This is a genomic window from Saccharothrix syringae (genome assembly GCF_009498035.1).
Lineage (GTDB): Bacteria > Actinomycetota > Actinomycetes > Mycobacteriales > Pseudonocardiaceae > Actinosynnema > Actinosynnema syringae.
The window spans coordinates 2825945-2844864 of sequence record NZ_CP034550.1 but is presented as its reverse complement, the minus strand read 5'-3'; the positions used below and the strand labels follow the sequence as shown (position 1 = coordinate 2844864).

General features: G+C 74.7%; 16 protein-coding genes. 10 read left to right on the top strand and 6 right to left on the bottom strand.

Annotated elements, in window-relative coordinates; genetic code table 11:
• Positions 1 to 103 precede the first annotated feature (103 nt).
• The 3 genes from EKG83_RS13220 to EKG83_RS13210 all read left to right on the top strand — a co-directional run bounded on the left by EKG83_RS13220 (position 104) and on the right by EKG83_RS13210 (position 3411).
• Positions 104 to 502, top strand: a complete 399-nt coding sequence (locus EKG83_RS13220; RefSeq protein WP_033430888.1) for a YciI family protein — start codon at positions 104 to 106, stop codon at positions 500 to 502.
• Positions 499 to 1755 carry an RNA polymerase sigma factor gene (locus tag EKG83_RS13215; protein ID WP_051765611.1) on the top strand — a complete coding sequence of 419 codons (1257 nt, stop codon included), beginning with the start codon at positions 499 to 501 and terminating at the stop codon, positions 1753 to 1755. The genes EKG83_RS13220 and EKG83_RS13215 overlap by 4 nt, the downstream gene beginning before the upstream one ends.
• A 222-nt stretch (positions 1756 to 1977) precedes the next feature.
• Positions 1978 to 3411 carry a DHA2 family efflux MFS transporter permease subunit gene (locus EKG83_RS13210; RefSeq protein ID WP_051765610.1) on the top strand — a complete coding sequence of 478 codons (1434 nt, stop codon included), beginning with the start codon at positions 1978 to 1980 and terminating at the stop codon, positions 3409 to 3411.
• 116 nt (positions 3412 to 3527) lie between these two features.
• Here the strand turns inward: EKG83_RS13210 and EKG83_RS13205 are convergent, their stop codons facing one another.
• From EKG83_RS13205 to EKG83_RS13190, 4 genes are all read right to left on the bottom strand, one after another.
• Entirely contained in the window at positions 3528 to 4943 is a 1416-nt protein-coding gene (locus EKG83_RS13205) for a DHA2 family efflux MFS transporter permease subunit (RefSeq protein ID WP_153278046.1), read from the bottom strand.
• 235 nt (positions 4944 to 5178) lie between these two features.
• Entirely contained in the window at positions 5179 to 5541 is a 363-nt protein-coding gene (locus EKG83_RS13200) for a VOC family protein (RefSeq protein ID WP_033430800.1), read from the bottom strand.
• Between the two features lie 135 nt (positions 5542 to 5676).
• A complete protein-coding gene (locus EKG83_RS13195; protein ID WP_033430799.1) occupies positions 5677 to 6711 on the bottom strand; it encodes an esterase/lipase family protein in 1035 nt (344 codons plus the stop codon).
• A gap of 43 nt (positions 6712 to 6754) precedes the next feature.
• Entirely contained in the window at positions 6755 to 7312 is a 558-nt protein-coding gene (locus tag EKG83_RS13190) for a carboxymuconolactone decarboxylase family protein (protein WP_033430798.1), read from the bottom strand.
• Between the two features lie 267 nt (positions 7313 to 7579).
• Between EKG83_RS13190 and EKG83_RS13185 the strand changes: the two genes are divergently transcribed.
• Both EKG83_RS13185 and EKG83_RS13180 read left to right on the top strand, forming a co-directional pair.
• Positions 7580 to 8458: a maleylpyruvate isomerase N-terminal domain-containing protein gene (locus EKG83_RS13185; protein WP_051765608.1), complete on the top strand. Its 879-nt coding sequence runs from the start codon at positions 7580 to 7582 to the stop codon at positions 8456 to 8458.
• 93 nt (positions 8459 to 8551) lie between these two features.
• Positions 8552 to 9223, top strand: a complete 672-nt coding sequence (locus EKG83_RS13180; RefSeq protein ID WP_033430797.1) for an ArsR/SmtB family transcription factor — start codon at positions 8552 to 8554, stop codon at positions 9221 to 9223.
• 7 nt (positions 9224 to 9230) lie between these two features.
• On the opposite strand, the gene EKG83_RS13175 is transcribed toward EKG83_RS13180, so the two are convergent.
• Positions 9231 to 10574 carry an aminotransferase class V-fold PLP-dependent enzyme gene (locus tag EKG83_RS13175; RefSeq protein ID WP_063741323.1) on the bottom strand — a complete coding sequence of 448 codons (1344 nt, stop codon included), beginning with the start codon at positions 10572 to 10574 and terminating at the stop codon, positions 9231 to 9233.
• Between the two features lie 168 nt (positions 10575 to 10742).
• Here EKG83_RS13175 and EKG83_RS13170 point away from each other — a divergent pair, with 168 nt between their 5' ends.
• Entirely contained in the window at positions 10743 to 12095 is a 1353-nt protein-coding gene (locus tag EKG83_RS13170; protein WP_033430795.1) for an MBL fold metallo-hydrolase, read from the top strand.
• A 263-nt stretch (positions 12096 to 12358) separates the two neighbouring features.
• On the opposite strand, the gene EKG83_RS13165 is transcribed toward EKG83_RS13170, so the two are convergent.
• On the bottom strand, positions 12359 to 14485 hold the full coding sequence (locus EKG83_RS13165; RefSeq protein WP_033430794.1) for a CRTAC1 family protein: 2127 nt from the start codon (positions 14483 to 14485) through the stop codon (positions 12359 to 12361).
• Between the two features lie 283 nt (positions 14486 to 14768).
• On the opposite strand from EKG83_RS13165, the gene EKG83_RS13160 reads away from it, so the two are divergent.
• Genes EKG83_RS13160 through EKG83_RS13145 form a run of 4 tightly spaced genes read left to right on the top strand, consistent with a single transcriptional unit; the run spans position 14769 to position 18899 of the window.
• Complete coding sequence (locus EKG83_RS13160) at positions 14769 to 15911, top strand: nucleotide disphospho-sugar-binding domain-containing protein (protein WP_194283012.1); 1143 nt, start codon at positions 14769 to 14771, stop codon at positions 15909 to 15911.
• Positions 15908 to 17074 carry a type III polyketide synthase gene (locus EKG83_RS13155; protein ID WP_282916589.1) on the top strand — a complete coding sequence of 389 codons (1167 nt, stop codon included), beginning with the start codon at positions 15908 to 15910 and terminating at the stop codon, positions 17072 to 17074. Before EKG83_RS13160 ends, EKG83_RS13155 begins: the two co-directional genes overlap by 4 nt.
• Positions 17071 to 17868, top strand: a complete 798-nt coding sequence (locus tag EKG83_RS13150) for a class I SAM-dependent methyltransferase (protein ID WP_170191827.1) — start codon at positions 17071 to 17073, stop codon at positions 17866 to 17868. The genes EKG83_RS13155 and EKG83_RS13150 overlap by 4 nt, the downstream gene beginning before the upstream one ends.
• Positions 17862 to 18899: a methyltransferase gene (locus EKG83_RS13145; protein ID WP_211269074.1), complete on the top strand. Its 1038-nt coding sequence runs from the start codon at positions 17862 to 17864 to the stop codon at positions 18897 to 18899. Before EKG83_RS13150 ends, EKG83_RS13145 begins: the two co-directional genes overlap by 7 nt.
• Positions 18900 to 18920: the final 21 nt, after the last annotated feature.

Sequence of the window (18920 nt, the reverse complement as noted above, 5' to 3'; positions counted from 1 at the left end):
CCCGGCACTCGCCGTGACCGGGCCGCGCGGCTGGTGCACAATCTGACGCGCACGGTGTCGTGCGGACGTGCTCGACCACCCGGCCCACCTCGGGAGCGGCCTGATGCGGTACATGCTCTTGTTCTACGGCTGCGACCGCCCGCAGCCGGGCGACCCGCGGTTCGAAGGCGCCCTGGCCAGGACCAACGCCTTCACCGAGGAGTGCCGCAAGCGCGGCGCGTTCGTCGCCGCCGGGCCGCTCAAACCGGTGCACACGGCCACCACCGTCCGGGTCCGCGAGGGCCGGACGCTGATGACCGACGGGCCGTTCGCCGAGACCCACGAACAGCTCGGCGGCTACTGCGTCCTGGAGTGCCCGAACCTCGACGAGGCGCTGGAGCTGGCCGCGATGGCGCCGATGGCCTACGAGGGGTCGGTCGAGGTGCGCCCGATGGACGAGATCCCCGGCTGGGACGACTCGCCCTCGGCGGCGTTGACGCGCTCGGCGGCCGGCTCGGCATGACCGACCGCTCACCCGCCGCGGTCGCGGAGCGGGTGTACCGGGACCACCGGGGCCGGATGCTCGCCGCCCTGGTCCGGGTCCTCGGTGACTTCGAGCTGGCCGAGGACGCGCTGCAGGACGCCTTCGCCGCGGCGCTGCGGCGCTGGCAGCCGTCGGCGCTGCCCGACGACCCGGTGGCGTGGCTGCTCAGCGTCGCGCGGAACCGGGCGATCGACCGCATCCGCCGGGCGCGGGCCGGGCGCGTGGCGGACGCTGGGGGCGAACCCGGCCGAGGCGCGGTGATGACGATGACCGAGTACGGCGAGGACCGGCTGCTCGGCGTCGGCGACGACCAGCTCAGCCTCATCTTCACCTGCTGCCACCCGGCGCTGTCGATGGACGCCCGGGTGGCGTTGACGCTCCAGGCGGTGGCCGGCATGACCGCCGCCGAGATCGCCCGGGTGTTCCTGGTCGGCGAGACCACGATGGCGCAGCGGCTGGTCCGGGCCAAGCGGAAGATCCGCGACGCCGGCATCACCTTCGAGGTGCCGCCGGACCACCGCCTGCCCGAACGGCTGGCCTCGGTGCTGGCCGTGGTCTACCTGGTGTTCACCCAGGGGTACACGGCGCCGCGCGACAGCCCCCAGCACGACCAGCTCCGGGCCGAGGCGCTGCGGCTGGGCAAGCTGGTGGCGACGCTGATGCCCGACGAGCCGGAGGCGCTGGGCCTGGTGGCGCTGATGCTGCTGACCGATTCCAGGCGCGAGACGCGTTACACCACCTCCGGCGACATCGTGCTGCTGGAGGACCAGGACCGGGCGCGGTGGGACCGGGCGCAGATCGCCGAGGCCGTCGGGCTGCTGCGCCGGGCGGCCCGGATGGGCGCGCCGGGTCCCTACCAGTTGCAGGCGGCCATCGCCGCCGAGCACGCGCGGGCGCCCTCCGGGGAGCGGACCGACTGGCCGGCCATCGCCGAGCTGTACCGGGTGCTGCTGGAGTTGGCGCCCTCCGCGGTGGTCGCGCTCAACCACGCCGTGGCGGTGTCGATGGCCGAGGGGCCGGAGGCCGGCCTGGCGCTGGTCGACGGGATCGAGGGGCTGGACGGGTACCACCTGCTGCACGCGGCCAGGGCCGATTTCCTGCGCCGGTTGGAACGTGCTGACGAGGCACGCGCCGCCTACCGCCGCGCCCACGAGCTGGCCGCGAACCCGGCCGACCGGCGGTTCCTGGCCGGGCGGTTGCGCGAGCTGGGCGAGGCGGTCGGGGACGAGTAGGTCCTGACCTGGGGTTCGTTCCTGGGACGAGCGGTTCCGACGACCCGCTGTCACCCCGCCGGAAAAAAGCCCGACCCGCCTGTCGAGTTCCGCCCTCGCCGTTCGTCCTCTGGACGTCCCCCCGTCCCGAACCACGTCCGGACCGCCCACCCGGCCCGCGCCGCGGCGCACCGGCGCGCGACCGCACCCGTGCGGAACGAACACGAGAAAGCGAAGCCAACCATGGCAGCAACCGGCACGACGCCGGGGTCCGACGCGGCGCTCCAGCGCTGGACCCTGATCCTCGGTTCCCTCTCCTCCTTCCTGGTGGGTCTCGACGCCCTGGTCGTGACCACCGCGCTGCCGACCCTCTACCAGGAGTTCGGCACCGGCATCGAAGGGCTGAGCTGGACGGTCAACGCGTACGAACTGGCCTTCGCCGCGTCCATCCTGACCGGGTCCAGCCTCGGTGACCGCTTCGGCCGCCGCCTGATGTTCGTCGTGGGCATCGCGGTGTTCACCCTCTCGTCCGCGGTGTGCGCGCTCAGCCCGAACGTCGAGACGCTGATCGCGGCACGGGTCGTGCAGGGCATCGGCGGCGGCATCGCGGTGCCGCTGGCGCTCGCCCTGATCACCGAGGTCACCCCGCCGCAGGCGCGCGGCAAGGCGCTGGGCATCTGGGGCGCCTTCACCGGGCTCGCCGTGGCCGCCGGGCCCCTGGTCGGCGGCGCGATCGTGGACGGCCTGGCCTGGCAGTGGATCTTCTGGCTGAACGTCCCGGTCGGCGCGATCATCGCCGTGCTGACCCTGGGCAAGGTCATCAGGGGCACCCGCACCGAGGCCCGGTTCGACCCGATCGGGCTGGTCCTGGCGACGGTCGGCGTGTTCGGCGTCGCCGCCGCGCTGATCCGGGGCAACGCCGCCGGGTGGGACTCGCCGTGGGTGCTGACCGGCCTCATCGGCGGCGTGGTGGTCCTGGTCGCGTTCGTGCTCTACGAGCGCCGCACCGCCAGCCCGATGATGCCGATGCGGCTGTTCGGCAACCGCAGCTTCACCGGCGGCTGCGTGGCCGGCTTCATCCTGATGGCGGGCATCTTCGCGCTCGGCTTCCTGACCGCGCAGTACCTCCAGCTGGCACTGGGCCGGTCGCCGCTGAGCGTCGGGCTCGGCCTGCTGCCGGCGACCGCCGTGTCGCTGTTCATCGCGCCGGTGACGGGGCGCCTGGCCGACCGGATCGGCGAGAAGCCGCTGATCATGCTCGGCCTGGGCCTCCAGGCCCTCGGCCTGCTGCTGATCAGCGCGCTGGTCACGGACACCAGCGGGTACGGCACGATCGTCGGGCCGCTGTTCGTCATCGGTTTCGGCATCGCCATCGCCTTCCCGACGGTGACCACCGCGGTCATGCGCTCGGTCGACCCGCGCGAGGCGGGCATCGCCTCCGGCACCAGCAACACGTTCCGGCAGGTCGGCGCGGTGTTCGGGGTGGCGATCGCCACGGCGGTGTTCGCCGGCAGCGGCAGCTACCGCACGCCGGCGGAGTTCGTGTCGGGCTTCAAGCCGGCGTTCCTGGTGCTGGGCCTGCTGTGCGTGGTCGGCGTGGGCGTCGGCGCGATGGTCCGGCGGCACGCCGCCACGGCCCGGCCCGCCGGGTCCCCGGTGCCGCGGCACGCGGGCTGAACCCGCGCGCCGCCGCGGTGGTGCCGGGTCACGCGTTCCCTGCCGCGCGGCCCGGCACCACCGCCCGGGCCTCGTGCGCGGAACAGCCGGAAGAACCACGCGCCGACCACACCGGCTCACCCGCTCCCGACCGCGCGGCCCGGCACCACCGCCCGATCCTCCCGCCCGGAACGCCCCGGCAAGAACCACGCGCCGACCGCACCAACCGCGGCGAGGACCCCGAGCAGCACCAGCGCCACCCGCTCCGCCGCCGCGAACCGCACCGGGTCGACCCCGCCCCCAGCCGCCGCGGCGGTCTGGAGCACCGCGCCGACCACGGCCACGCCGAGCGCGCCCGCCACCTGCCTGCCGGTGGCCAGGACGCCGGACCCGGTGTTGACCAGCCGCTCCGGCAGGTCGCGGACGACCTCGGTGCTGATCGGCCCCATGAGCAGACCGACGCCCAGCCCCACCACCGCCAGCGGCCCGACCAACGACGGCACCGCGGCCGCCCACGCGACCCCCGTACCCACCGCGAGGAAACCGCACGTGATCACCGGACGACCGCCCCACCGGTCGGTGGCGTGCCCGGCGAACGGCGACGCCACGCCCGCGAGCACCGCCATCGGCAGCAGGGCCAACCCGGTCTCGAAGGCGGTGCCGCCCCGCACCGCCTGCACCTCCAGCGCCACCACCAGCATCAGGCCGGACATCAGCACGAACTGGAGCACGCCGAGCCACAGCGCCACCGAGAAGGCCCGGACGCCGAACAGCCGCACCGGCACCAGGGCCTCCGGCCGGTCCCGCTCCCACAGCACGAAGACGACCAGCAGGACGGCACCGACCGCCGCGGGCACGGCGCCGCCGGCCGACCGCCCGGCCGCGACGCAGCCGTACACCACCGCGCCGAGCCCGCCCATCGCCAGCAGCGTCCCGACCGCGTCCAGCTCGCGGCCGTGCCGGGGTTCCCGGCCGGGCGAGGCCCACAGCACCGCGGCGACCGCGAGGGCGCACCCCGGCGCGTTGGCCAGGAAGACCCAGCGCCAGCCGGCGAACGACACGACGGCACCGCCGAGCACCGGCCCGACCACGGCCGCCAGCGCCATGGACGCGCTGACGAAGCCGAACGCGAGGCCGCGGCGGTGCCCGGGCACGGCGAGGGCGATCATGCCCAGCACCTGCGGGACGATCAGCGCACCGCCGACGGCCTGGACGACGCGCCCGAGGACCAGCGGCGGGAGCGCCGGGGCCGCGCCGCAGACGAGCGAGCCGACCAGGAACACCGCCAGCCCGACCACCAGCACGTTCCGCCGGCCGTGCACGTCGCCCAGGCGCGCGGCGGGGAGCAGCAGCACGCCGTACACCAGCGTGAAGCCGTTGGCCACCCACAGCACGCCGGCCAGCCCGGCGCCCAGCTCGGCCATCAGCGCGGGCAGCATCACCTGGACGACCGTGGAGTCGACCATGACCACGAACGAGGCGAGGCTCAGGGCGAACACCGCGGCGGCGGTCCGCCGCGGCAAGGGGTCGCCGGTCGGTGCGGGGTTCGCCATGGCCACCACCCACTGGTCGCTCGGATCCGACAGACCACTATACGATCCAGTAGTGGCCTGTGGCCACCGTCGAACCGACGATCCGAAGAGGATGGTCGAGGAGCGCGCGGCAGGGCCGGCGGAGAACCCCGCACACGACAGGACCTCGCGCCTCCGGCACGTGCCGGAGGCGCGAGGTCCGCGGTGCGCGAAGCCCGGTTCGGCCCCGGAGCCCGGTTCGGCCCCGGAAACCGGTTCAGCCCTGGAGACCGGGGCGGTCCCACAGGCCGACTTCGTTGCCGTCCGGGTCGGTGAAGACGGCGAAGCTGCCGAAGTCGTCGGAGATCTTCGTCGGCTGCATGACGATCTTGCCGCCCAGGCTCTCCGCCTTCTCCAGCGCGGCGTTGAGGTCCTCGGCGTGGAAGTACACCCGGACCCCGGCGTGGCTCTGCGCGGGCCCGATGCCGCCGCCGACCTCACCGCCGGTGCTGACGAGGCCGTAACCGCCCATCTGCGGCAGCACGTTGATCTGCCAGCCGAACATGTCGCCGTAGAACTTCTGGAGGGCGGCGGCGTCGGACTTCGTGGTGATCTCGAAGTAGGACAACGGGTTCCCCACGGGATTCCCCTTCCTGGTGTGGAGTGGACGGTCCGTCCTGGTGAAGGTCTACCACATCCGCCGGACGCGGAAAGGGAGTGGTGACAAGGGGTTCACCCGGATGACGCCCCTCCCGGACGGCGGTGCCCGGCACCGTCAGCCGTCGCCCTCGCGCGCCCTCGGACAGCCGGAAATCGTGGTGTAGCAAGCGAGTTCCGGTTCGCGCTCCAGTCGGGGCGCCTGGCCGTAGTTGAGGTCGCGCACCTGCTTCATCCACGCGGAGTCGGCGGCGTGGGTGGCGGGGTCGGCGCCGGACATCAGCTCCCGCGAGCACACCGCCGGGTCGAGCCGCGCCGGGTCGGCGGGCCCCCGGTGCGCCAGCGCGTCGAGCGCCAGCGCCTCGGCCACGGGGTCCGTCGTGCCGACGCCGTCGTGGTCCGCGGTGTCCGCCGGGCAGGCGTCCTGGAGCCGGACGTTGGCCACCCACCCGGGTCCGGTGAGGTCCGCCGAGGCGGGCGGGACCAGCGGGTCGGCGTGGGAGCTGAGCACCGTGTAGGAGATGCCGCGGAAGGTCTGCCGGTGCGAGTCGACCGCGCGGACGAAGTTCGCGTCGGTCCGCTGCTGCCAGACGGCGGCCGGGCACATCGCCGGGCACATCAACGTGCCCAGCGGCGTGCCGTGGCTGGTGGGCGCCAGGGCCACGACGTCGTCGACCATCGGCCGGACGTCGGGCCAGAACCGCAGCGCCCACCGGGGCACCAGCCCGCCCTGGCTGTGCCCGAGGACGCCGATCCGGCGGCCGGCCACCGCGCGCATGGTGCGGATGGCGTGCACCACGTACTCGGCGCGGACCTGGATGTCGGCGAAGTTCTCGTTCGCCGAGGCCGGGCCGGGCACGTCCGAGGCGCACCACGGGATGCCCGCGCGGGTGAGCGCGTGCTTCCAGTTCCAGCCGAAGTACTGGTCGGAGTTGACGCCGGTGCCCGCGAGGAGCAGGACCGGTTCGCCGGTGGCCCCGCGGAGGTTGCCGGTGCAGGTGAGGCTCGCGTCCAGGCGCTCGGCGGGCACGGAGAGCGCCGGCCCCTCGCGGTGCACCGGCGCGAACCCGCCGCCGGCGGCGCCCGCGGCGGCGGTGTGGGTGGTGAGCAGCAGTGCCGCCAGCGCGACCACGCGGGTGGGGCGACCGACCACGACGACCTCGCTTCCGGTGGGGTGCTTCGGTGGGCGGCGGGCGTCAGTGGCCGCGGGCGCACATGCTGTACCCGTCGCGGATGATCATCGCGGCCATCGGGACGTACGCCGAGGGGTCCTCGGGGACCACGGCGGCCAGGCCGTCGCAGTACCGGTTGTACATGCTGAACGCCGCGCCGATGAGCACGGTGTCGTGGATCTCGGTGTCGTCCGCGCCCGCCTCGCGGGCCCGCCCGACCAGTTCGGCGGTGACCGCGCGCCCGCCCTCCTGCACCGCGCCCGCGATGGCGCACAACGCCTTGAGCTTCGCGGGGATGGGCGCGCTGCCCAGGTCCGCGACCACCTTCTCCAGCACCGCGCGGGCGTCCTCGTCGTCGCTCTGCTGCACGCTCATCTCGCCGTGGGTGTGGCGGCAGAAGTAGCAGTCGTTCAGCGACGAGACGTAGGCCGCGATCAGCTCGCGGTCGGAGCGGGACAGCGTGTTGTCGTCGCGCAGCAGGACCTCGGCCAGCTCGCTGAGCGGCCGACCGGTCTCCTGGCGGTACTGCATGAGGCCGGGGGTGCCGGGGAACGACTGCGCGGGCATGGTGATGTGGGGCATCCGTGTCTCCCTCTTAGCCGGTGATCGCGACGGACGCGCCGGTCCGCGTGGACGGGGATCGGTGCCGCGCCCCGGAACGCCGACCCAGTACACTACTACAGTTCTATATAGTCAAGTTCGAGGAGTGCGACCCGGAACAGGTCCGCACTCCGGCCGACTCCACGGACTTCGAACTACATCCGGTGATGCACTCGTTTGCCACCTTGCCGTCGCCGGCGCCACCTCACTACCTTCCGCTGAAGTGGAGTCGACGGTTGGGGGCGCTGCGTGGAGATCGCACTGGGCGAGCGGCGGTGGCGGGACCTGCGGCACGCGCTCGCGGCGGCGAGCAGGCGGTTCGCCCGCCTCGTCCTCGACCGCCGGGCACCGGGGCGCCGGGCGGTCGGCGGCTGGTCGGTCGCCGAGACCGCCGCCCACACCGCGATCGTCGCCCGGCTCAACGCGGGCGTGGTGGCGGCCGACCCGGCCCCGCTGGGCGAGCCGGAGCTGGACCGGATGGTGCGCGAGACGTCGCTGGGCGGGCTGGCCCGGCTCAACGCGGCGGCGCTGCGGCACTTCGCCGAGCGGGACGCGGAGCCGGTGGCGCGGGACCTGGTCGAGCGGGTCGACCTGATGCTGGCCCGCAGCGCCGACCTCGACCCGCTCGCGCCGCGGTCGTGGCTGGGCGGCGCGCGGCTGCCCGTCGCCTCCGTACTGGCCCACCAGCTCAACGAGATCCTGCTGCACGGCTTCGACATCGCCCGGGCGACCTCCACCCCGTGGCCCATCTCCCCCGAGGAGGGCGCCTTCGGCTTCGAACTGTTCCTGGTGCGCCTGCTCAGCGGCGACACCGGCAGGCTCATCGGCCCCGGCCCCGGCCCCGGCCCCGGCCCCGGTCCCGCCCCCGGCCGCGGCCGCCGCGTCGCCATCGAGTTCCGCTCACCGCACACCACACCGGTGCTGATCACCAGCGGCGACGGGCGGACCTCGGTCACCCCGCCCACCGCCGGCGCCGACGCGACGGTCCGGTTCGACCCGGCGGCGCTGATGCTGACCCTCTTCCGCCGCAGGCGGCTGGTGCACGGCGTGGTGACGCGGCGAATCTCGGTGTCGGGCCGCCGCCCCTGGGCCGCCGTCCACTACCTGCACCGCACCCGCACGCCCTGAAAACCCCGGGAGGTACCCGAACGCCGCCCCGCCGTTCCCCCGAGCGGCCGATCCCCCGCCGGGCCGCCCACCGGCCAGGTAGTCTCTGGATTCATGGAGGACGAGACGACCGGCGGGCACGCCGACAAGGCCGCCCTGTACGAGGCGTTCGCCCAGGTCGGCAAGGCGCTGGCGAGCGCCAAGCGGCTGGAGATCATCGACGTGCTGGCCCAGGGCGAGCGCTCGGTCGAGGTGCTGGCCTCGGCCGTCGGCCTCGGGCTGACCACGGCGTCCAACAACCTCCAGGTGCTCAAGCAGTCGGGTCTGGTCGCGACCCGCAAGGAGGGCACCAAGGTCTTCTACCGGCTCGCCGGCCGGGACGTGGCGGTGCTGTGGGCGCGGCTGCGCGACGTCGCGTCCGGGCACCTCGCCGGGGTCGACCGCGCCCGCGCCGCCTACCTGGGCCCGGACGACACCGAGCAGGTGACCCGCGACGAACTCCTCCAGCGCATCGAGAAGGGCGACGTCACGGTCATCGACGTGCGCCCGCGGGAGGAGTACGCGGCCGGGCACATCCCCGGTGCCGTGTCGATCCCGCTGCGGGAGCTGGCCGACCGGCTGGCCGAGCTGCCGGCCGACAGCACCGTGGTCGCCTACTGCCGGGGCTCCTACTGCGTGCTGGCCCACGACGCGGTGCGCACCCTGCTGGCCAACGGCAGGCAGGCCGTCCGGCTGGCCGACGGGATGCTGGAGTGGACGCTGGCCGACCTGCCCGTGGCCCGGTGAACCCGGGTCAGCCGAACGCGGCCATCGCCCGCACCAGCCGGTCCACCTCCTCGTCGTCGGTGACGATGCTCGGCCCGAACCGGACGTAGGACTCCCGGTACGGCGTGGTGCCGGCCGAGATCCGGTGCTCCGCCAGCAGGCGGGCCACCACCTCCTCCCCGGCCACCCCGTCGACCACGCAGCACACGACGCCCGCCGACACCTCGGCGGAGCGCGGGGTGACCAGGCGGACCCGCGGCAGCGCCGCCAGGCCCTCCTTGAGCCGCGTCGCCTGCTCCCGGACCCGCGCGGCGACCCGGTCCCGCCCGATCGCCCGCTGGAAGGCGACCGCCTCGGGCAGCGCCCACCGGTTCTCGAACGAGTGGTAGCCGCCGGGGCTGTTGAGCGTGCCGGGGTCGCCGACGGGCGGTCGGCCGGTGAGCCACCCGGTGAACGCCGGCGCCGAGAAGCTGGGCACCGCGGTGTCCACGCGGCGCCACGCCGCCGGGCTGCCCCACGCGAACCCCGTGCCCCGCGGCCCGAACAGCCACTTGTGCGCCGAGGTCATGAAGAAGTCGGCGCCCAGGGCGGGCACGTCGACGTCCTCGGCCGCGAACCCGTGCACCCCGTCGACGCACAGCAGGACGCGGTCGCGCTCGCGCCGGTGGGCGTTGACGCGGGCGAGGGCGTCGGCGACGTCCCGCACCGGGACCTTCACCCCGGTGCCGGAGTGCACCCAGGTCAGCGCCACCACCCGGGTCCGGCCGGTCACCGCGCGCCGCAGCCGCGCGGTCATCTCCTCCCGCGAGGCGGTCGCCGGGTCGTCGTAGAGGGCGACCTGCCGGACCCGCACGCCGTGCGCGGCCGACCGGAGCCGCAGGCTCTCGTGCGTGGAGTAGAACTCGTGGGGCGTGGTGAGCACCTCGTCGCCGGGTTCGAGCCGCAGGCCGCCGTAGACCAGGCCGATGGCCATGGTCGCGCTGTCGGTCAGGGCGATCTCGCCCGGCGGGGCGCCCGCGTAGCCGCCGAGGGCGGCCTGGGCGCGGGCGCCGTACTCCAGATCGGCGACACCGTGCCGGAACTCCTCGGGGAAGGTGTCGAGCCGATCCCGGAATGACGCTATAGCTTCTCTTACCGACCGGGGTGGCGAGGAGAGCACGAAAGCGGCGAAGTGCGCGTAGTCCGGTCGAAGCGCGAACTGCGCGCGCACCGCCGACCAGTCACCCGGGTCGAACCGGCCGCCCCCGGCCGGAGCAGCCGCCGCGACTCCCGGAAGAGCAGCCAGAACAGGTGCGGCCAGCACCACCGACCGTCGGCGGAGCCCCCGCCCGCCCGTCGTCCCCCGTCCCGCAACGGCATCGCCCGGCGACATCGGCGCCTCCTCGACCGCAGCCCACCAGCCCTGCCGCCACGCTAGCATGTGACTATACGGATATGAAGCATAAGCCGTGGTGAGCGCGCTCGATCGGCCCCCTCGGGCCGATTGCGAGCGGGGATATCGTGGGTCCGCCGGGGTGCCGACCGGGAGGGCGAAACCGCGATGGCCGACGCAGAGGTCGTTCCGCTCGTCGACGAGGGGCTGGGCAACTCGGCCTACCTGGTGGACCTGGGCGACGGGCGCGGCCTCGTCGTGGACGCCGCCCTGGACCTCCGCGCGGCCTGGGCGGCCACCCGGCGGCGCGGCCTGCGCCTCGCGTTCGCCGCGGAGACCCACCTGCACGCCGACTTCGTCTCCGGCGCGCGGCAGCTCGCCGAGACCGAGGGGACGCGCGTGCTGGCGTCCGCGGCCGGCCGCCGCGAGTTCCCGCACCGCGGCCTGCGCGACGGCGACGAGGTGGACCTCGGCGGCCTCCGCCTCCGCGCCCTGGCCACGCCCGGCCACACGCACGAGCACCTGGCCTTCCTCCTGCTCGACGGCGGCGCCCCGCTCGGCGTGTTCACCGGCGGCTCCCTGCTGGTCGGCTCCGCGGCGCGCACCGACCTGGTGGCGCCCGAGCGGACCGGGGAGCTGGCCCGCCTCCAGCACGCCTCGCTGCGCAGGTTGGCCGCGCTGCCCGACGAGGTCGCCGTGTGGCCGACGCACGGCGCGGGCTCGTTCTGCTCCGCGCCGCCCGGTGCCGAGCGGACCAGCACCATCGGCCGGGAGAAGGCGACCAACCCCCTGCTGGCCCTCGCCGACGCCGACGCCTTCGCCGCCGAACTGCTGGCCTCCACCGGCTCGTACCCCGCCTACTTCCGCCACCTGCCCGAGGTCAACCGGCGCGGCCCCGACCTGCTCAAGGACGACCCGGCGCTGACCCCGCTCGACGAGGCGGCCGTGCGCGCGCTGCTGGCCGACGGCGCCATGGTGGTGGACGCGCGCCCGATCGAGCGGTTCGCCGCCGGGCACGTCCCCGGCGCGCTGGCCAACCCCCTGCGCCCGGCGTTCGCGTCGTGGCTGGGCTGGCTGGTGCCCGCCGACCGCCCGCTGGTGGTGGTGCGCGACCGGGACCAGGACGCGGCCGAGATCGCCTGGCAGGCGGCGAAGATCGGCTTCGGCGGCATCGCCGGCGAGTTGGCCGGGGGGATGGCGGCGTGGACCGGCCCGACCGCGGCGGTCGGGCTGGTGCGGGCGGACGGGGTCGGCGGCGCCGCCGTGCTGGACGTGCGGCAGGAGCGCGAGTACCGCGCCGGCCACGTGCCCGGTGCGCTGCACGCGGAGCTGGGGTCGTTGGGCGGGGACGTGCCCGAGCTGCCCCGGGGCCGGCTGGTGGTCATGTGCGGGCACGGGGAGCGGGCCATGAGCGCGGCGAGCCTGCTGGCGCGGGCCGGGTACCGGGACGTGGCGGTCATGACCGGTGGGCCCGGCGACTGGGCGGGGGCGACCGGGCGGGACCTGGTCTCCGAGAGCTGACCGGCCCCACCCGCCTCCCGCCACAGCCACCCTCCCCACAGCCACCCGGCCACGCCCCACCCCCACAGCCGCCCCCCTACAGCCGCCCCCACAGCCGCTCCCCCACAACCACCACACACCACAACCACCCCCCACAACCACCCGGCCGCGCCCCGCCCCGAACCAGCCCCGCCTCTGCGCGGCCGCAGCCGCCCCGGCGGTGGTGCGCCGCCCCGTGGACCGGCGCACCACCTCGGACCACCACAGCGGCCTACCGCGAGCCACTACCGCGCGTCGTGGAACGCACGAAGTGCGCTGATCAGGAACCGGCTCGCCCCGGTCCGCGACAGGTGCCCCGCGTCGACGAGGTCGCCGAGCGCCCCGGTGACGCAGTCCCAGTAACCGCGCCGCGTCATCGCCGGGTCGTCGTACCGGCAGGGGATCTCCGGGAACGTCACGCGCTCCCCCGCCCGCACCCCGTACAGCCTGTTGCGCACCCCACCGGGCCACAGCACCTCGACCACCGCGGTGTCGGCCGTGCCCATGCCGAAGGTGGTCTCGTGGGCGTCCTGCGAACCGTAGGACGTGCCCGCGGACACCGGGTGCATCGCGGTCGGGCCTCCCCGCGGCGTGAACCGCACCAGCGCGCCGACGCCGTCCCGGTTGACCCCGCCCGCCGGCGTCACGCCGACGCTGCCCAGCGTCCGCACGGTGGCCGACCGGTTGCCGTTGCCGCCGTTGACCTCGACCGACAGGTCGCCCTCGACGGTGTGCGCGCCGGTGGGCCGGAACACGCTGCCGTCGAAGTGGTAGACCTCCAGGAACCGGGCGTCGTCGGTGAACACCGGGCTCCAGTCGTGGATGTCCGCGATGTCCGCGTACCTGGTCAGCTCGCCCACCTTGATCGACTGGGCGGCGCTCACCACGTCGGGGAAGCCGTCGCGGTTGAGGTCGCCGACGGCCATGCCGGTGACGCTGCGCCGCCGGTGGTCGGTGGCCGACCTCGCGGCCGCGTCGTAGTCGAACGACGGGAAGAAGCCCTTGCGCAGCCCGGCCGGGCCCCGGTTGTGCAGCAGCATGCCCGGGTTGTCCGCGGTGACCAGGTTCATCCCGTCGATGCTGCCGTGGAACAGGACGTCGGTCAGGCCGTCGTTGTCGTAGTCGAGCGTCGAGGTGCCCCAGCCCCACGGGGTGGTGCCCAGCCCGCCGAGGGTGGGGTCGGCGTCCTCGTTGTCCGTCCTGGGCGTGGGCACCGACCCGCGCCGCACGTCGACGAAGGTGCCGTCCGGGCGCTGGAGGAACCAGCGGCTGCTCTGGTCGCCGTACTGGTGCGGCAGGCCGGGCACCGGCAGCTTCATGTAGTCGCCGGTGTTGGTGGCGAAGAAGTCCAGCGTGCCGTCGAAGTTGAAGTCGCCGAACGACGTGCCCGACCAGCCGCCCCACTCCGCCAGGCCGATGCCCATCGTCACGTCCTCGAAGTGCCCGGTGCCGTCGTTGCGGTAGACCCGGACGAACCCGCGGTCGGCGCCGCCGTACTTCGCGGGCTGGACGAGGGCCTGGTGGCTGGCGGTGAGCAGGTCCGCGTCGCCGTCCTGGTCGTAGTCGGCGGCGGTGACCGACCAGGTGATCTCCTCGCGCGCCGGGTCGGGCACCCGGCCGTCCACCTTGACCGGGGCGAAGCCCGAGCTGGTGCTGACGTCGGCGAACGCACCGCCGCCCGCGTTGCGCAGCAGCTGGTTGGGCTGGTTGAGCGCCCACGGGACGCGCAGGATCGGCAGGGCCGTCTTCATGTCGTAGGCGTTGGCGACGGCGATGTCGAGCAGGCCGTCGTTGTCGACGTCGGCCATGGTGCAGGAGAGGTGGCTCAGGGTGCCGGCCGCGGCGTCGCCCGCCGCGCCGGTGACGTCGGCGAAGGTCCCGTCACCCTCGTTGCGCAGCAGGTGGTTGCCCGCGTTGCGGCCGAGGACGTAGAGGTCCGGGTCGCGGTCGTTGTCGACGTCGCCCGCGCAGGCGCCGTTGGCGTCCAGGTCGGTGAGCGCGACGCCCGCGGCGGCCGCGGTGTCGGTGAAGACCAGCCGGCCGGTCTGCTCCAGCTCGTTGCGGAACAGGCTGTTGGGCGTGCCGGGGCCGTTGGTCACGAAGACGTCGGTGTCGCCGTCGCCGTCGTGGTCGAGCAGCACCACGCCGGGGACGCCGTGGGTGTGCACGCCCTCGGCGGCGAAGTCGTCGCGGGTGATGTACGGGCGTCCGAGGTTGGCCACGCTGCGCGCGTGCTCGGGCGAGGGCGTCCGCCGGTACAGGTCCAGGGCGGTCCCCGGCACCGCGATGTCGGTGAAGACGATCTGCTCGCGCGGCGGTACCGCCCCTGCCTGCGCCGCCGTGGCGGCGGGCGCTGTCGCCAGCAGGATCACCGCGAGCCCCTGGTGTGGCAGACGTGATAGGCGAGTCATGGCAGGCCCCATTCGGAGGAGGTCGAGGACAACCAACCCCCACAGCCTCCCATATCACTATCTATATCAGAAGTATCATGACTTCACGCCGGTCAGGGAACCAACCAAGCCAACGATCCTGATCAACTGTCGAAGCAACGCTATGTATTCATTAAGTATCACTGCTAGGGTCCGAAGACGGCCGACCAGCGGGCCGCGCACGGGCCGCCGGCGGTGCCCGGCGACCGACGAGGGGGAGTCGCAGATGCGGGTGATGGTGACGTGCTGTCCGGCTCCGAGCCACCTCTACCCGGTGGTCCCGCTGGCCTGGGCGCTGCGCGCGGCCGGGCACCGGGTGCTCGTGGTCGCACCCGGGAACCTCCGCGCCGCGGTCGTCGGGGCGGGGCTGCCGTTCGCCGCGTCGCACCCGGCGGCCACGATCGTCGGGGCGATGCTGGCCGACCGCTCCCCCGCCGGCCCCGCCGACCTGGCGATCGGTGACCACGCGATGGGGCTCGGGTTCGCCCGCCTGGCCCGGGCGGTGCTGCCCGGCGCCTCCGCGGCGGCGGAGTGGTGGCGGCCGGACGTCGTCGTCACCGACCCCACGGCGTTCGAGGGCGTGGTGGTCGCCGCCGCCCGCGGCCTCCCGCTGGTCGAGCACCGCTGGGGCCTGCCGATCGCGCCCGGCATCACCGCGAGCGCCCGGTCGGCGCTGCTCGCCGGGGCGCCGGTGCCCTGGACCCCGCCCTCCCTGGTCCTGGACGTGTGCCCGCCGAGCTTCGACATCGCCCGCGGCCCGCGCGACAGGGGCATGGCCTACGTCCCGTACAACGGCGCGGAGGACGTCGAGGCGTGGATGCACGAGCGCGCCGGGCCGCGCGTCTGCGTGACGCTCGGGACGGTCCTGCCGAACTTCCCCTGGGCCGCGACCACCCTGTCGGCGGTGCTCGACGGCCTGGCGGCGCTGCCCGTCGAGGTGGTCGTGGCCGTGGACCCGGCCGCGTGGCAGCGGCTGTCGGACCGGGTGGCCAGGCCGCCGAACGCGGTGGCGGTCGGGCGGTTCCCACTGGACCAGGTGCTGCCCGGCTGCGCCGCGGTCGTCCACCACGGCGGCGGCGGCACGACGATGACCGCGCTGGCCCGCGGCGTCCCCCAGCTCGTCCTGCCGCACTTCGCCGACCAGTTCGCCAACGCGGCCCAGGTCGGCGCGGCGGGCGTGGGCGACGCCCTGGCGGTGGACGGGCTCACGCCCGCGGCGGTCGCGGACCGGGTCACCGCCCTGGTGGAGCGGCCGTCGTTCGCCGCGCGCGCGACCGCGGTCGCCGAGGAGGTCGCCGGGCAGCCGCCACCCGGCTCGGTGGTGCCGCTCCTGGCGGAGCTGGCGGCCGCCGCCACCGGCGCGCGGTGACGGGGCGACCGGCCGTGGCCACGCTGTGCCGACCCGCCGTGTCCGTGCCCGAGCACGTCATCACCCTGGAGCAGACCCTGGAGGTGGCCCGCGACCTGCACGCGGCCAACCCCGCCCTCCCGCTGGCGCTGCGCCTGATCCGGAACACCGGCGTGCGCAAGCGGCACCTCGTCCAGCCGATCGAGGAGGCGTTGCGGCACCCCGGTTTCGGCGAGCGGAACAGGCTGCACTCCGCCGGGGCCAGGGCGATGGTGCCGGGCGTGGTGCGCCGCGCGCTGGCCAACGCCGGGCTCGGCCCGGCCGACATCGACCTGATCGTCTACGTGTCCTGCACCGGGTTCTCGATGCCGTCGCCGACCGCGTGGCTGATCAACACCATGGGCTTCGCGCCGGGCACCAGGCAGCTGCCCATCGCCCAGCTCGGGTGCGCCGCGGGCGGCGCGGCCATCAACCGCGCCCACGACTTCTGCACGGCGTACCCGGAGGCCAACGCCCTGGTCGTGTCGTGCGAGTTCTGCTCGCTGTGCTACCAGCCCACCGACCTCGGCGTCGGCTCGCTGCTGTCCAACGGCCTGTTCGGCGACGCGGTGGCGGCGGCCGTGGTGCGGGGGTCCGGGGGCACCGGGATACGCCTGGTGCGCAACGGTTCCTGGCTGGTGCCGGGCACCGAGTCGTGGATCTCCTACGCGGTCGAGGACACGGGGTTCCACTTCGTGCTCGACCGGCGGGTGCCGCGGACCACGGGCGCGCTGGCGCCCGCGCTGGCGGAGCTGTCCGGCGAGCTGCGCTGGGACGTGTCGGACCTCGACTTCTACGTCGTGCACGCCGGCGGGCCGCGCATCCTCGACGACCTGTCCCTGCACCTGGGCGTGGACGGGCACCTGTTCCGGCACAGCCGGGCCACCCTGGCCGACTACGGCAACATCGCCAGCGCGGTCGTCCTCGACGCGCTGGGCAGGCTCTTCGACGAGGGTTCGGGCACCCCGGGCGACCGGGGCCTGATCGCGGGCTTCGGGCCCGGCATCACCGCCGAGATGACGTTCGGGACGTGGTCGGAGGAGCCCGTCGCGCACACCGGCACCGGGGCACCCCGGACCGGCACCACCCGGACCGGCGCGGCCGGTCGGACCGCACCGCCCCCGTCGCAGTGGAGGAACCCGTGACCGAGTACGTCTTCGACGCCGCGGACGGCCTGGCGGCCGAGCACCACCGGTACCTCGCCGACACCCTCGACCCGTTCACCTTCGACCGGCTGGACCGGCTCGGCGTCCGGCCGGGTTGGCGGTGCCTGGAGGTCGGGGGCGGCGGCGGCACCGTGGCGGCGCGGCTGCGCGAGCTGGTGGGCGACACCGGGTCGGTGGTCGTCACCGACCTGGAGACCGGGTTGCTCACCTCGTCGCCCGCGCTCCGGCACGACAACGTCACCGTGCTCCGGCACGACGTCCGCACCGAGCCGCTGCCCGCGGACGAGTTCGACCTGGCGCACTCCCGGCTGGTGCTGGGGCACCTGGAGAACCGGGAGGAGGTGGTGGCGGAAGTGGTCGGCGCGGTCAAGCCCGGCGGCTGGGTCCTGTTCGACGAGTTCGAGACCGTGATCGCGCCGATGGTCCTGGAGGCGCCCGCGCCCGCGGACGCCGAGCTGTTCCACCGGGTCGTCGCCGCGATCACGGAGGTCGTCGCGGCCGGCGGGATGAACCACCGGTGGGGCCACGAGGTCTACGCCTGCCTCGCGCGGGCGGGCACCACCGACGTCCACGCGGAGGGTGCCTTCCGGTCCTGCCGCGGCGGCGGCCCGGCGATGATGCTGCACCACGTGGTGTCCCGGCGCCTGGAGGCGGCGCTGCTCCGCGAGGGACTCGGCACCGACGAGCTGCACCGCTTCCGCGAGGTGGTGGCCGACCCCGCCTTCGCGGCCACCACCTACGTGCTGATCTCGACCCGGGCGCGCAAGTGCTGAGCGCCGAGGCGGGCGACGCGCTCACCCCCACCGGCCTGATGGGCCTGGCCACCAGCTTCTGGCGGTTCAAGGCGCTGGCGGTCGCGGTGGAGCTGCGGCTGTTCACGGTGCTCGACCGCGCGGGCGGCCTGACCGCGGCCGAGCTGGCCGACGAGCTGGGCACGGGGCCGCGCGCCGCCGACATGTTCCTCGCCTCCTGCGCCTCCCTCGGCCTGCTGGAGGAGCGGGACGGGCGGTACGCCAACAGCGCGGTCGCGGACCGGTTCCTGGTGGAGGGGCGCGAGGACTACTTCGGCGGGTTCGTCCGGTTCTGCGACACCCGGGAGTACCCGGGGTGGGGCAGGCTGACCGACGCGGTGCTCACCGACCGCCCGACGACCTGGGACCCGGACGTCCAGGACTCGCCGTTCGCCGCCTCGGACACCGCCATGCTGGCCGGCTTCTGGGACGCCCTGCACGTGGCCGCCCGCTACACCGCCCGGGAGCTGGCCCGGGTGTACGACTTCCGGCCGCACCGGGCGCTGCTCGACGTCGGCGGCGGGTCGGGCGCGTTCCCGATCGAGCTGTGCGCCCGCCACCCGGCGCTGCGCGCTTCGGTGTACGAGCTGGCCCACGTGTGCCCGATCGCCGAGGACCGGGTGGCGCGGGCGGGGCTGACCGGCGTGGTCGACGCGGTGGCCGGGGACTTCCTGGCCGACGGGCGCCTGCCCGCGGGCTACGACGTGCACCTGGTCAGCGGCGTGCTGCACAACTGGGACCCGGCCACCAACCTGGCGCTGCTGCGCAAGTGCCGCGAGGCGCTGGCCCCCGGCGGGGTGCTGCTGGTGTGCGAGCTGGTGCTCAACGACCGGCGCACCGGTCCCCCGGAAGCCGCCCTCATGGGGTTGAACATGGTCGTCGAGACCGTGGGCGGCCGGAACTACGCCGAGTCCGAGTACGTTGACTGGCTCGACCGGGCCGGGTTCACCGGCCTGGAGGTGCGCGGGCTCGGCGGTCCGGGCGCCAACGCCGTGGTCGTCGCGCACCGCTGACCACCGCACCGGGGAGGACGG

What these genes read in the sequence shown, in the direction of transcription:
- EKG83_RS13220 (WP_033430888.1), top strand. Translation starts at nt 104, where the DNA reads ATGCGGTACATGCTCTTGTTCTACGGCTGCGACCGCCCGCAGCCGGGC.
- EKG83_RS13215 (WP_051765611.1), top strand. Translation starts at nt 499, where the DNA reads ATGACCGACCGCTCACCCGCCGCGGTCGCGGAGCGGGTGTACCGGGAC.
- EKG83_RS13210 (WP_051765610.1), top strand. Translation starts at nt 1,978, where the DNA reads ATGGCAGCAACCGGCACGACGCCGGGGTCCGACGCGGCGCTCCAGCGC.
- EKG83_RS13205 (WP_153278046.1), bottom strand. Translation starts at nt 4,943, where the DNA reads ATGGCGAACCCCGCACCGACCGGCGACCCCTTGCCGCGGCGGACCGCC.
- EKG83_RS13190 (WP_033430798.1), bottom strand. Translation starts at nt 7,312, where the DNA reads ATGCCCCACATCACCATGCCCGCGCAGTCGTTCCCCGGCACCCCCGGC.
- EKG83_RS13180 (WP_033430797.1), top strand. Translation starts at nt 8,552, where the DNA reads ATGGAGGACGAGACGACCGGCGGGCACGCCGACAAGGCCGCCCTGTAC.
- EKG83_RS13175 (WP_063741323.1), bottom strand. Translation starts at nt 10,574, where the DNA reads ATGTCGCCGGGCGATGCCGTTGCGGGACGGGGGACGACGGGCGGGCGG.
- EKG83_RS13170 (WP_033430795.1), top strand. Translation starts at nt 10,743, where the DNA reads ATGGCCGACGCAGAGGTCGTTCCGCTCGTCGACGAGGGGCTGGGCAAC.
- EKG83_RS13160 (WP_194283012.1), top strand. Translation starts at nt 14,769, where the DNA reads ATGCGGGTGATGGTGACGTGCTGTCCGGCTCCGAGCCACCTCTACCCG.